This window comes from Streptomyces sp. NPDC058008, from assembly GCF_042886395.1.
GTDB lineage: Bacteria > Actinomycetota > Actinomycetes > Streptomycetales > Streptomycetaceae > Streptomyces.
On the sequence record NZ_JBHVQX010000010.1, the window covers coordinates 61,201 to 74,396 of the forward strand.

Annotated in this window: 11 protein-coding genes; 3 read left to right on the top strand and 8 right to left on the bottom strand. The window is 72.1% G+C overall.

What is annotated here, in order from left to right; genetic code table 11:
* Nucleotides 1–25 precede the first annotated feature (25 nt).
* The 6 genes from pdxT to pgsA all read right to left on the bottom strand — a co-directional run bounded on the left by pdxT (nucleotide 26) and on the right by pgsA (nucleotide 5,443).
* The gene (gene pdxT, locus ACFVS9_RS12450) at nucleotides 26–619 is read right to left on the bottom strand and encodes a pyridoxal 5'-phosphate synthase glutaminase subunit PdxT (RefSeq protein WP_383116271.1); all 594 of its coding nucleotides are present in this window, start codon (nucleotides 617–619) and stop codon (nucleotides 26–28) included.
* 6 nt (nucleotides 620–625) lie between these two features.
* A complete protein-coding gene (gene pdxS, locus ACFVS9_RS12455) occupies nucleotides 626–1,546 on the bottom strand; it encodes a pyridoxal 5'-phosphate synthase lyase subunit PdxS (protein ID WP_389931719.1) in 921 nt (306 codons plus the stop codon).
* Between the two features lie 500 nt (nucleotides 1,547–2,046).
* Nucleotides 2,047–2,592, bottom strand: a complete 546-nt coding sequence (locus ACFVS9_RS12460; RefSeq protein ID WP_383116273.1) for a hypothetical protein — start codon at nucleotides 2,590–2,592, stop codon at nucleotides 2,047–2,049.
* 90 nt (nucleotides 2,593–2,682) lie between these two features.
* Entirely contained in the window at nucleotides 2,683–3,843 is a 1,161-nt protein-coding gene (locus tag ACFVS9_RS12465) for a glycosyltransferase family 4 protein (RefSeq protein WP_383116274.1), read from the bottom strand.
* A complete protein-coding gene (locus ACFVS9_RS12470; protein ID WP_383116275.1) occupies nucleotides 3,840–4,763 on the bottom strand; it encodes a phosphatidylinositol mannoside acyltransferase in 924 nt (307 codons plus the stop codon). The genes ACFVS9_RS12465 and ACFVS9_RS12470 overlap by 4 nt, the downstream gene beginning before the upstream one ends.
* A complete protein-coding gene (gene pgsA, locus ACFVS9_RS12475; protein ID WP_383116276.1) occupies nucleotides 4,760–5,443 on the bottom strand; it encodes a phosphatidylinositol phosphate synthase in 684 nt (227 codons plus the stop codon). Before pgsA ends, ACFVS9_RS12470 begins: the two co-directional genes overlap by 4 nt.
* 265 nt (nucleotides 5,444–5,708) lie before the next feature.
* Between pgsA and ACFVS9_RS12480 the strand changes: the two genes are divergently transcribed.
* A complete protein-coding gene (locus tag ACFVS9_RS12480; protein WP_389931721.1) occupies nucleotides 5,709–7,934 on the top strand; it encodes an elongation factor G-like protein EF-G2 in 2,226 nt (741 codons plus the stop codon).
* 156 nt (nucleotides 7,935–8,090) lie between these two features.
* Complete coding sequence (locus ACFVS9_RS12485; protein WP_383116278.1) at nucleotides 8,091–9,761, top strand: hypothetical protein; 1,671 nt, start codon at nucleotides 8,091–8,093, stop codon at nucleotides 9,759–9,761.
* 24 nt (nucleotides 9,762–9,785) lie between these two features.
* Here the strand turns inward: ACFVS9_RS12485 and ACFVS9_RS12490 are convergent, their stop codons facing one another.
* A complete protein-coding gene (locus ACFVS9_RS12490; RefSeq protein WP_383116279.1) occupies nucleotides 9,786–10,358 on the bottom strand; it encodes an HIT family protein in 573 nt (190 codons plus the stop codon).
* Nucleotides 10,359–10,424: 66 nt separating this feature from the next.
* On the opposite strand from ACFVS9_RS12490, the gene ACFVS9_RS12495 reads away from it, so the two are divergent.
* Nucleotides 10,425–11,105, top strand: coding sequence for a potassium channel family protein (locus ACFVS9_RS12495; protein ID WP_389931723.1), 681 nt, complete (start codon nucleotides 10,425–10,427; stop codon nucleotides 11,103–11,105).
* 28 nt (nucleotides 11,106–11,133) lie between these two features.
* Here ACFVS9_RS12495 and thrS read toward each other — a convergent pair whose 3' ends face one another.
* Nucleotides 11,134–13,110: a threonine--tRNA ligase gene (gene thrS, locus ACFVS9_RS12500; protein WP_383114622.1), complete on the bottom strand. Its 1,977-nt coding sequence runs from the start codon at nucleotides 13,108–13,110 to the stop codon at nucleotides 11,134–11,136.
* Between the last annotated feature and the right edge of the window lie 86 nt (nucleotides 13,111–13,196).

Below are 13,196 nucleotides of genomic sequence, written 5' to 3' on the forward strand. Positions count from 1 at the left end.
CCCGAGAGATCCTACCGGGATCGGATCAGCCCACGGCGCGCACCATGTCGGTGAACAGCGCGTGCACACGGTGGTCCCCGGTCAGCTCCGGGTGGAACGAGGTGGCCAGGGCGTTTCCCTGGCGTACGGCCACGATGTGGCCGCCGTACTCCGCGAGGACCTCGGCGCGGGCGCCGACGGACTCCACCCAGGGTGCCCGGATGAAGACCCCTTCGACGGGGCCGCCCGGTACCGCCGCGATCTCGACGGCCGCCTCGAAGGACTCGTTCTGCCGCCCGAAAGCGTTACGGCGCACGATCATGTCGATGCCGCCGACCGTCTCCTGGCCGGAGCGCGGGTCGAGGATCTTGTCGGCGAGCAGGATCATTCCGGCGCAGGTCCCGTAGACGGGCATCCCGGCCGCCACCCGCTCGCGGAGGGGTTCCAGCATGCCGAACAGGACAGCCAGCTTGGACATCGTGGTGGACTCGCCGCCGGGTATGACGAGCCCGTCGACCTCGGCGAGCTCCTCGGGCCGCCTGACCGGCCTGGCCAGGGCGTCCGCCACGGCCAGGGCGGTCAGGTGCTCCCGTACGTCGCCCTGGAGGGCCAGGACGCCGATGACAGGGGTGTCGGTCATCGGTGCTTACCAGCCGCGGTTGGCGTAGCGCTCGCCCTCGGGCAGGGTGTCGCAGTTGATGCCGACCATGGCCTCGCCGAGGTTGCGCGAGGCGTCCGCGACGACCTTGGGGTCGTCGTAGAAGGTGGTGGCCTTCACGATGGCGGCCGCGCGCCTGGCCGGGTCGCCGGACTTGAAGATGCCGGAACCGACGAAGACGCCCTCGGCGCCTAGCTGGCGCATCAGCGCCGCGTCGGCGGGGGTGGCCACGCCGCCGGCGGAGAACAGGACGACGGGCAGCCTGCCGAGCTCGGAGACCTCCTTGACCAGCTCGTACGGGGCACGGAGGTCCTTGGCGGCGGCGTACAGCTCGTTGGTGTCGTAGCCGCGCAGCCGGGCGATCTCGTTCTTGATCTGGCGCAGGTGACGCACGGCCTCGACGACGTTGCCCGTGCCCGCCTCGCCCTTCGAGCGGATCATCGCCGCTCCCTCGGCGATGCGGCGCAGGGCCTCGCCCAGGTTGGTGGCACCGCAGACGAAGGGGGTGGTGAAGGCGAACTTGTCGCTGTGGTTGACCTCGTCGGCCGGGGTGAGGACCTCGGACTCGTCGATGTAGTCGACACCGAGGGACTGGAGCACCTGGGCCTCGACGAAGTGGCCGATGCGGGACTTGGCCATGACGGGGATGGAGACGGCCCCGATGATCTCCTCGATCATGCCGGGGTCCGACATGCGGGCGACGCCGCCGTCCTTGCGGATGTCGGCGGGGACGCGCTCCAGGGCCATCACGGCCACGGCTCCGGCGTCCTCGGCGATCTTCGCCTGCTCGGCGTCGACGACGTCCATGATCACACCGCCCTTGAGCTGCTCGGCCATGCCGCGCTTGACTCGGGCGGTACCGGTGGCCGGGGTCTCGGCGGACTGCGGGGTGCTGGGAAGCGTGGACACGGATCGACCTCACTGGGGGCGGAGAAGGCAACGGGATGCTGCGCTCCTGAGCAAACGCCCCGGGAGCAGTCCACAGCAAGGGCCAATGGGCAGGCCGTGGATCGTTCTGCCCGCCCGCCGCACAGGGCAGGACGGAACCCGGGCGACGGCACGGCCCGGCGGTCCCGCGCTCCGGCGCCGCTCGCTCGGTACGCCGCTTCTGCTCGCCGGGCACCGCGCGCAGGACAGAACCAACGGGGCCCAAGTCCTCGCACGGTCCCGCGCTCCGGCACCCCCTCGCGGCCCACCGGTTCCGCTCGCCCGGGCACCGCGCGCAGGACAGAACCAACGGGGCCCACGGCCCCGCACTCCGGCACCCCCTCGCGCTCCACCGGATCTGCACCCCCCGGGCGCCACACGGGGCAGGACGAAACCCCGGCCCCGCTCCACCCCGGCGGTCCCCCGCTCCGGGCCCCCTCGCGGTCCGCAGGGCGGGCCGGGCGGGCGTGGTCCGTCCGCTCTCAGCTGCCGGGCCGGTCCGCCAGCGCCACCGGCGGCTCGTCGTCCATCTCGAACGCGAGCGGGAACGGGGCGTGGCCCGCGAGCCGGAACAGCCGCACGGTGCGGTGCCTGCGCAGCGCGCGGGCGGCGCGCACGGCGTCGTTGTGGAAGCGGCGCGCCATCGGTACGCGGCGTACGGAGGCGGCCAGCTCCTTCGCCGCGTCCTCCCCGCCCGGGTACTCCTTCACCGCCTCGACCTGCGCCGCCTCGCCGAAGACGGCCCGCAGGGCGGTGCTCAGCTCGCTCTCGGCGACCTCGCGCTGCTCCTCCTCGGCCTGCCGTGCCGCGTGCGCCGCCTCGTACAGCACGATCGACGCGGCGGGGTCCAGGACCCCGGAGGTGGCCAGTTCCTGGGTGACCGAGGCGCGGCGCAGCAGCTGGGCGTCCAGCGCCGCGCGGGCGGCGTCGATGCGGGCGTGGAGCCGGTCCAGGCGCCCGGCGGTCCAGCTGAGGTACAGGCCGATCGCGACGAGCGCGACGACGGTCCAGATGAGGATTTCGATCACGGGCGGCAAGGCTACCGTCGGCGGGGGCGGGGCGGACCCGCCGGTGCGCCCCCGCCCTACCGGCCCGGACCCGCCGGCCCGGGCCCCGCCTCAGTCCCTGGCGAGGCCGAAGCGCGCGCGGAGCCCCGTGCGTTCGTCGGTGTCCACGGCCGCCGCCCCGTCCGTGACCGTCTCGTACACCGCCAGGACGTCCGCGCCGACCGTCGTCCAGTCGAAGCGGCGCACATGCGCGCTGCCGCGCTCCCTCAGCCCGTCGCGCCGCTCCGGGTCGCCCAGCAGCCGGATCGCCGCGGCGGCCAGGGCGTCCGCGTCCTCGTTGGCGAACAGGTCGCCCGCGGCACCCTGGTCGAGCACCTGCGCGAAGGCGTCCAGGTCGCTGGCGAGTACGGGCGCCGACGCCGACAGCGCCTCGACCAGGATGATGCCGAAGCTCTCGCCGCCGGTGTTGGGCGCGACGTACACGTCCACGCTGCGCAGCAGCCTGGCCTTGTCCTCGTCGCTGACCATGCCGAGGAACTCGACGCGCGCGCGCGTCTCCGCGGGCAGCGAGGCGACCGCCTCCTCCTCGTCCCCGCGCCCGGCGACCAGCAGCCGGGTCTCCGGGCGGGCGGCGAGGATCGCGGGGAGCGCCTTCATCAGGACGGGCAGCCCCTTGCGCGGTTCGTCGATGCGTCCGATGAAGCCGAGCGTGCCGCCCTGCCACTCGGCCTTCGGCTCGGCGCGGGCGAAGAAGTCCACGTCGACGCCGTTGGGGATGACGACCGCGTCGCCGCCGAGGTGCTCGACCAGGGTCCGCCGCGCGTACTCGCTCACCGCGATCCGCGCGCTGATCTTCTCCAGCGCCGGCTGGAGGATCGGGTACGCGGCGATCATGGCCCGGGAGCGCGGATTGGACGTGTGGAAGGTCGCCACGATCGGCCCCCGGGCCGCCCAGCAGGTGAGCAGGCCCAGCGAGGGCGAGGTGGGCTCGTGGATGTGGATGACGTCGAAGGTGCCGTCGTTCAGCCAGCGGCGGACCCGCGCGGCGGAGAGGAACCCGAAGTTCAGCCGGGCGACCGAGCCGTTGTACGGGACGGGTACGGCGCGGCCCGCCGACACCACGTACGGCGGGAGGGGTGTCTCGTCGTCGGCGGGCGCCAGCACCGAGACGTCGTGGCCGAGGCGGATCAGGTGCTCGGCCAGGTCGCGGATGTGGAACTGCACCCCGCCGGGAACGTCCCAGGAGTACGGGCAGACGATGCCGATCTTCACGGAGCTTCCCCCTGCGGGTCCAGATCGGAGAGCCAGAGCCGCTGCAGCATGTGCCAGTCCTGCGGATGCTCGGCGATCCCGGAGGCGAAGGCGTCGGCCAGCGCCTGTGTCATGGAGGACGTCTTCTCGGCGCGGGTACCTGTCCCGGGTTCGGTGACCGGCGGGTGGACCCGGGCCTGCATGACGGGCGTGCCGTCGTACCAGAGGGTGACGGGCAGCAGCAGCGCTCCCGTCTGCTGGGCCAGCAGCGCGGGCCCGGCGGGCATGCGGGCGGTGTCACCGAAGAAGTCCACCTCGACACCGGAGGCCGACAGGTCGCGGTCGGCGACGAGGCAGACCAGGCCGCCGGCGCGCAGCCGGCGCGCCAGGGTCCCGAAGGCGGCCCCTCCGCTGTGCGGCAGGACCTCCATGCCCAGTCCCTGGCGGTAGGCCACGAAGCGGTCGTAGAGGGTCTCCGGCTTGAGCCGCTCGGCGACCGTGGTGAACGGGACCTTCAGGTCCGTGGTCACCCACGCGCCCGCCAGGTCCCAGTTGCCCAGGTGCGGCAGCGCGAGGACGACGCCCCGGCCGGTGTCCAGTCCCTGGGTGAGCCGGTGGGCGTCCCGGACGTTGATCGACTCCTTGATCCGTCCCGGACTCCAGGTCGGCAGCCGGAAGGACTCCATCCAGTAGCGCATGTACGAGCGCATGCCGGCCTTCGACAGCTCGGCGAGCCGGGCGGCGTCCGCGTCGGGCACCACCCGGGCGAGGTTGGACTCCAGCCGCAGGACGGACTTCCCGCGCCGCTTCCACACCTGGTCGGCCAGGGTGCGGAAGAGTGCGGCGGCCGCGGGCTCGGGGAGCTTCCTGACCGCCGCCCAGCCGAGGCCGTAGAGCCCGTCGGTCAGCCGTCCCCTCAGATCGGATCCGCCGCCGCTCACTGCGCGGCCTCGCTCCCCTGTTCCGCCGCCCCGCCCTGGGCGGCGGCCGCGGCGTCGGCCTCGGCGGACTCCCTGCGCACGGTCACCACCCGCTGGACCAGCGTCACCAGGCTGCCCGCGGCGACGATCCACAGCGCGATCGGCAGCAGGACCTGGATGCCCGGCACCCCGAAGCCGTGCAGCCCCGCGAGTCCGGCGGCGACCAGCGAGATCACGAGCCGCTCGGCGCGCTCCACCAGTCCGTTCACCGCGACGGGCAGGCCGATCGACTCGCCCCTCGCCTTCGTGTACGAGACCACCTGGCCGCTGGCCAGGCAGAAGATCGCGACCGCGCACAGCACGTTGTCGTCACCGTTGCCGGCGTACCAGAGGGCGAACCCGGCGAAGATCGCCCCGTCCGCGACCCGGTCGAGCGTGGAGTCCAGGAACGCGCCCCACCGGCTGGAGATCCCGGCCTGCCGGGCCATGTTGCCGTCGACCAGGTCCGAGAAGACGAAGACCGTGATCACGATGGTGCCCCAGAAGAACTCCCCCATCGGGAAGAAGACCAGCGCACCTGCCATCACCCCGGCCGTGCCGATGAGCGTGACCGCGTCGGGGCTGACCCCGAGGCGGAGCAGCAGAGCGGCGAACGGTGTGAGGACACGCGTAAAAAATGCACGCGCGTACTTGTTCAGCATGGCCTTCCCGGGGGTTCGGTGGGCGCCGCGGCCCTGTCGGCCACCGGCTGGCCCATCGTAGTCACGAGCCGTGCCGGGTACCGGCGGGGCACCCCGTCCCGCCGGATGTCCCGGAAGTCACGCTTCGCCCGGTGCCCTGTGTGGACGGCGTCCGCCACGGGTGAAAAGCTCGAAGGACCGCGGGCGTCGCCGCAGCCGCCGCCCCGCCCGTGCATCCGCTCGCCAGCTCTTGCGGTACAGCGCCACCGATCGGGAGGCACGCGTCATGGGCGACAGGACACACACGCACACCGGAGCCGCCGGCAGGGCGGCGACGGCCGGCGGGCCCGCTTCCGTACGGAACGTGGTGCTGGTCGGCCACAGCGGCTCGGGCAAGACCACCCTGGTCGAGGCGCTCGCGCTGACGGCCGGTGCCCTGAACCGGGCGGGGCGGGTCGAGGACGGCGCCACCGTCTCCGACCACGACGAGACCGAACAGCGCCGGCACCGTTCCGTGCAGCTCTCGCTGGTGCCCGTCGAATGGGACGGCTGCAAGATCAACCTGCTGGACACCCCCGGCTACGCGGACTTCGTCGGGGAGCTCAGGGCCGGTCTGCGCGCGGCGGACGCGGCCCTCTTCGTCGTCTCGGCGGCCCAGGAGGCCGACGCCGTGGAGGGCGTCACCCGCGCCGTGTGGGAGGAGTGCGCGGCCGTCGGGATGCCACGGGCCGTCGTCGTCACCCACCTGGACACCGCGCGTACCTCCTTCGAGGAGATGACCCGCGTCTGCGGCCGCCTCTCCGGGCACGACCGCCCCGACACGGTGCTCCCCCTCCACCTGCCGGTGCGGGGGCCCGAGGGCCCGGACGGACACGCCCCGCTCACCGGGCTCACCGGGCTCCTCACCGGGAAGGTCTTCGACCACTCCTCGGGGGAGCGGCGCGAGGTCCCGCCCTCCGCCGAGCAGCGGGGCCCCCTCCAGGAGGCGCGCGACCGGCTCATCGAGGGGATCATCGCCGAGAGCGAGGACGAGACCCTGATGGACCACTACCTCGGGGGCGGCGGGATCGACGTCGCGACCCTCGTCGGGGACCTGGAGAAGGCCGTCGCACGCGGCTCCTTCCACCCCGTCCTCGCCGCCGCGCCCCCCGCCGGGGACGCCCGTCAGGGCATCGGCACCGTGGAGCTCCTCGACCTGGTCACGCGGGGCTTCCCCTCCCCCGCGGAACGCGCCCTGCCCGCCGTGACCACACCGGACGGCACCCCGCGCCCGGCACCCGTCCCGGACGCCGGGGCGCCCCTGGTCGCCGAGGTCGTCAAGACCTCGTCCGACCCCTACGTCGGACGGCTCTCCCTCGTGCGGGTCTTCTCCGGCACCCTGCGCCCCGACGACACGGTGCACGTGTGCGGCCGGGGACTCGACGGGCCCGGCGGCGGCACGCGGCCCCGCCACGAGGCCGATGTGCGCGTCGGCGCCCTCTCCACCCCCTTCGGCGGGCAGCAGCGCCCCGTGGACCGCTGCGTCGCGGGGGACCTGGCCTGTGTCTCCAAGCTCGGCGGGGCCGAGACGGGCGACACCCTCTCGGACGGCGGCGACCCGCTGCTGATGGAGCCGTGGTCCCTGCCCGACCCGCTGCTCCCGCTGGCGGTCCGGGCCCACGGCAAGGCCGACGAGGACCGGCTCTCGCAGGCCCTGGCTCGCCTGGTCGCCGAGGATCCGACGATGCGCCTGGAGCAGAACGAGGACACCCACCAGGTCGTCCTGTGGTGCATGGGCGAGGCCCACACGGACATGGCGCTGGAGCGCCTGCGCAGCAGGTACGGCGTGCGGGTGGACGCCGAACCCCACCGCGTGCCGCTGCGCGAGACGTTCGCCTCCCGGACCGTCGGGCGGGGCCGGAACGTCAAGCAGTCCGGCGGTCACGGCCAGTACGCCGTCTGCGAGATCGAGGTGGAGCCGCTGCCGCCCGGCACGGGCGTGGAGTTCGTCGACAAGGTGGTCGGCGGATCGGTGCCGCGGCAGTACGTCGCCTCCGTGGAGAAGGGAGTGCGCGCCCAGGCCGCCCGGGGCGTCGCGACCGGGCACCCGCTCGTCGACGTGCGCGTCACCCTGCTCGACGGGAAGTCGCACTCGGTGGACTCCTCCGACGCCGCGTTCCAGACCGCCGGAGCGCTGGCGTTGCGCGAGGCCGCGGCGGACACGCGCGTCCAGCTCCTGGAACCCGTCGCGGAGGTCGGCGTCCTGGTCCCCGACGACTACGTGGGCGCCGTCATGAGTGATCTCGCGGGGCGGCGCGGCCGGCTGGTCGGCACCGAACAGGTGGACGCGGAGCGCACGCTCGTACGCGCCGAGGTTCCGGAGATCGAGATCGGCAGGTACACCGTGGACCTCCGCTCGCTGACGCACGGCACCGGGCGCTTCGACCGGGCGTACGCCCGGCACGAACCGATGCCCCCGCAGCTCGCCGACCGCCTGCGCGAAGCGGGACGGAACGACGCAAAGTCGGGCTGACTGACTGGATCTGGCTCCCCGCGGCCGCACCGGGCGCATCGTCCGGGCGTACCGGCCGTCCGGACGCTACGCTGTGGGCCCAGCTCAGAAGGTGTGCGACGTACGGTAGTTGGGAACAGCCGCAGAAGCAGACCGTGCGGGTGAGTGGGGGCGAGAGTGGCCAACGACGGATTCGATTTCTCTCCTGGAGCGCAGATCCCGCTCCAGGGTGCGGGAGCACAGGCGGTGGTGACCAACGCCCTCGCCTCGGCCGCGTACCGCGACAGCGACGTGTCGGAGATCCTCAAGGCCAACAGCGAGTGGCACAAGTCCGAGGTGAAACCGGGCAGCTCCACGCTGTTCAAGTCCGACTATTTCAAGCCGAATCTGGGCGAGGCGTTCTCCAGGGCCGTACAGGAGCGCATGCTCGGCGGCGGTCGCGGCGCGCTCATCCAGTCCTTCGGCACCGACCCGCAGACCGTCGTCGAGCACTGCCTGTCCGCGTCCCGGCTGCGCAAGACGCGCGACACGAAACTGACCCTGGTCACGGGCCTCTTCGGCATCGTGTTCCTGCCCGGCCTGATCCTGTGGGTCCTCGCCTTCCGGCTGCGCGACGTCCTCAACAAGTCCAAGGACAAGTTCTTCCAGGCGCTGGGCGGTGTCCTGCTCGTCGTGCTGGGCGGGGCCGCCGCGTTCTTCCTGATCACCATGCCGCTGACCGGCTTCCTGGCGCTCTACCTGCGCGCCGCGGCCGTCGCCCCGCTGATCGGCTGGCTGCTCGCCAAACGGATCGCGGAATCCTCGGTCAAGGACCTGCGTGCCCGCTGGGAGGGCCTGCTCTCCGGCTCCGGGGTCAGCGCGAAGATCCCCGAGGCGGTGCCCAAGAACCCCAACGAGACCGCCCGGGAGACCCTGCGCCAGGGGCTGGAGAAGCTCTCCGCCGAGCAGCAGTCCAACTCCGTGTTCTACGCGGGCCCCAAGGGCATCCTCGGCATGGGCACCCGCTGGGGCAGCTGGCAGCTCGCCGAGGAGCTCACCCCGGAGGACCCCGCCAAGGAGATCCACCAGTTCCGCAGCTGGGACGTCGTGCGGGCCATCCACGACCAGCTCAAGATGCTGGAGCGCGGGCCGCTGAACACCGGCGGCTTCCCCACGCCGTCCGTGAAGCACTGGATCGTCTCCCCCGTCGGTGAGAACGCGGGGTCCGTCTCCCGTCCCGACGGTGAGGACGTCGCCACCTTCCAGATCAAGCCGCACGAGATACAGCGCATCTGCAACCACCAGCAGTTCGGCAGCGGCGACCGGCACTACCTGGGCGTCCAGTTCACCCTCTGGGACGGCCAGCTGGTGATCACCATGCTGATCACCGTCACCGTGCTCCACGAGACCCTCAGGATCGAGGTCACCGGACACGCGCTGGGGCCGGTCCACGGTCTCTTCCTCAGCAAGCCGGAGGCACCGACCAAGACGGTCAAGAAGGCCGTCAGGTTCTGGGAGACCCGGAGCGTCTCGCTGCCGCTCGTCAAGGCGACCGAGGTCGTCAGGCTCGCCCTGCGCGCGCCCCTGACCTGGTACCCGCCGCTGCTGGACTACCTGGGCGGCAAGATCGTCCTGCCCGAGCCGTTCGGCCTGCGCCACGCCTGGGCGGCCAAGCCCTGGGGGCACCGCTTCATGGCAGACGACGCCATGCGGACGGCCACCCCGGTCCTGCGCGTCGTGCACTCCGCGACCATGCGGGTCCTGAAGGAGCACGGCGTCGACATCGAGCGCTTCGACAACCGCTCCATGGTCCTCAGCGGCATGGTCCAGGACCCCGCCCCGAAGAAGGCCGACGTCTACGACGCGTGACCCCGCCCGGGGCGGCGGGCCGGCTCAGGAGGACAGCGGGCCGGCCGGCCACACACCGGCGAGCATCGTCCGGGTGTCCCCCAGCAGCTGCGGGAGCACCTTGGTGTGCCCGACGACCGGCATGAAGTTGGTGTCCCCGCCCCAGCGGGGCACCACGTGCTGGTGGAGGTGGGCCGCGATGCCGGCGCCCGCCTCCGCGCCCTGGTTCATCCCGATGTTGAAGCCGTGCGCCCCGGAGGCCGCCCGCAGCGCGACCATCGCCCGCTTGGTGAAGTCCGCCAGCTCCACGGTCTCGGGGCCGTCCAGCCCGGTGTAGTCGGCGACGTGCCGGTAGGGCACCACCATCAGGTGCCCGCCGTTGTACGGGTACAGGTTGAGGACCGCGTAGACCTTCTCGCCGCGGGCGACGATGAGCCCGTCCTCGTCGGATTTCGACGGAATCTCGCAGAACGGACAGCCGTCGCCGGCTCCCGGGCCGCTCGGCTTGCTCTCACCCTGGATGTAGGCCATCCGGTGGGGCGTCCACAGGCGCTGGAACGCGTCGGGCGTCCCCACTCCGATCTGCTGTTCCGGCTCACTCGTCATGCCGGTCAGCATATTGCGTCACTCCCGGCGCGCGTGTCGCCGGGGCCGACGCCGTCGGCGCACCGCGATGCTGGCGCCATGAGCGACCGTCCCTCGGCCCCCGTCCCCCCTCGCCTCCAGGAGTGGGAGCAGCGCACGGAGGTGCCGCTCTTCCTGGCGGCCCTGGTCTTCCTCACCGGTTACGCGGTCCGTGTCCTCGCCCCGCACGACGAGGGCACCGTGCGCGACCTCGCCCTCGCCCTGGTCTGCGCGACCTGGCTGCTCTTCGCCGTGGACTACGGGGTGCGGCTCCGGCTGAGCGGCCTGGGCAGGCACTTCGTACGCGCGCACTGGCTGGACACGGTCGTCCTGGTGCTGCCGCTGCTGCGCCCGCTGCGCATCGTGCAGGTGTACACGGCGGTCCAGAAGCGGCGGGAACGGCCCCGGCTGAGCCTCTACGCCCGGGTGATGGCGTACGCGAGCCTCACGGCCGTACTCCTCGGCGTCTCGGCGGCGCTCGCGGTCTACCACCAGGAGCACGACGCGCCGGGCGCGTCGATCCGTACGTTCGGCGACTCGGTGTGGTGGGCGTGCGCGACGCTCACGACGGTGGGCTACGGGGACGCCGTACCGGTCACCCCGCTGGGGCGGCTGATCGCGGCGCTGCTGATGGCCTGCGGGCTCGCCCTGCTGGGGGCGGTGACGGGCTCGTTCTCGTCGTGGCTGGTGCAGGTGTTCGCCCGGGAGGGCGAGCAGAGGCCCCCGGGGAGCGCGCCGTAGCGCTCCCCGGGGGCCCCGCGTGTCCGGGTCAGACCTGGACGCGGTCCTCGACGGCCTTCGCGATCTTGGCGATGGCGTCGGCGACCGGGACGCCGTTCTCCTGGGAACCGTCGCGGTAGCGGAAGGAGACGGCGCCGTTGGCCATGTCCTCGTCGCCCGCGATGATCATGAAGGGGACCTTGGCCTTCTGCTGGTTGCGGATCTTCTTCTGCATGCGGTCGGAGGAGGCGTCCACGTCGACCCGCAGCCCCTGCTTGCGCGCCGTGGCGGCGAACTCCTGGAGGTACGGGACGTGGGCGTCGCCGATCGGGATGCCGACGGCCTGGACGGGCGCGAGCCAGACCGGGAACGCACCCGCGTAGTGCTCCAGCAGCACCGCGAAGAAGCGCTCGATGGAGCCGAACAGGGCGCGGTGGATCATGACCGGGCGCTGCTTGGTGCCGTCCGGACCGGTGTACTCCAGGTCGAAGCGCTCCGGGAGGTTGAAGTCGAGCTGCACGGTCGACATCTGCCAGGTGCGGCCGATGGCGTCCTTGCACTGGACCGAGATCTTCGGGCCGTAGAACGCGGCGCCGCCCGGGTCGGGGACCAGCGGGAGGCCCTGCTTCTCGGCGACCTGGCGCAGGGTCTCGGTGGCCTCGTCCCAGACCTCGTCCGAGCCGACGAACTTCTCCGGGTCCTTGGTGGAGAGCTCCAGGTAGAAGTCGGTCAGGCCGTAGTCGCGCAGGAGGTTCAGGACGAAGGTGAGCGTCCGGTCGAGCTCCTCCGCCATCTGCTCCTTGGTGCAGTAGATGTGCGCGTCGTCCTGCGTGAAGCCGCGCGAGCGGGTCAGGCCGTGCACGACGCCCGACTTCTCGTACCGGTAGACCGTGCCGAACTCGAAGAGGCGGAGCGGGAGCTCGCGGTAGGAGCGGCCGCGCGCGTCGAAGATCAGGTTGTGCATGGGGCAGTTCATCGGCTTGAGGTAGTAGTCCACCCCGTCGTCGAGCTGCATGGGCGGGTACATGCCGTCGGCGTACCAGTCCAGGTGGCCGGACTTCTCGAAGAGCTTGCCCTTGGTGGCGTGGGGGCTGTAGACGAACTCGTAGCCCTCCTCCTCGTGGCGGCGCCGCGAGTAGTCCTCCATGGCCCGGCGGATGACGCCGCCCTTGGGGTGGAAGACGGCGAGACCGGGGCCGATCTCGTCGGGGAAGGAGAAGAGGTCCAGCTCGTTGCCGAGCTTGCGGTGGTCGCGCTTGGCGGCCTCCTCCAGGAACTCCAGGTGCGCCTTCAGCTCGTCCTTGGTGGGCCAGGCGGTGCCGTAGATGCGCTGGAGCATCGGGTTCTTCTCACTGCCCCGCCAGTACGCCGCCGCGTTCCGCATCAGCTTGAACGCGGGGATGAAGCGGGTGGTGGGCAGGTGCGGGCCCCGGCAGAGGTCCTTCCAGCACAGGTCGCCGGTCTTGGCGTCGAGGTTGTCGTAGATGGTCAGCTCGCCGCCGCCCACCTCGACGTCCGCGCCGTCGTCCGAGGAGGCCGAGCCCTTGATGCCGATGAGCTCCAGCTTGTACGGCTCGTCGGCGAGCTCCTCGCGGGCCGCCTCGTCCGTGACGACCCGGCGGGAGAACCTCTGGCCCCGCTTCTGGATCTCCTGCATCTTCTTCTCGATGGCCTTGAGGTCCTCGGGCGTGAACGGCTTCTCGACGTCGAAGTCGTAGTAGAAGCCGTCCTTGACCGGCGGGCCGATGCCCAGCTTGGCCTCGGGGTGCAGTTCCTGCACGGCCTGCGCCATCACGTGCGCGGTGGAGTGCCGGAGGATGTTCAGGCCGTCCTCGGAGGAGATCTCGACGGGCTCGACGACGTCGCCGTCCACGAGCTCGTACGCGAGGTCCCGGAGCTCGCCCGCGACCCGCGCGGCGACGACGGTGCGCTGCCCGGGGAAGAGCTCGGCGGCCGTCGTGCCCGTCGTCACCACGTGCTCTTCCCGCTCGGAATCGCGTTGGATGATCACACGGACGTCTGACACCGGTCTCTCCTGACTGAGGGGGTGCGTCGCTTTCCTCTTGCGCGCGCAAGAGGAATCGTACCGAGCCGGGGGGCCTCGACGCGAAA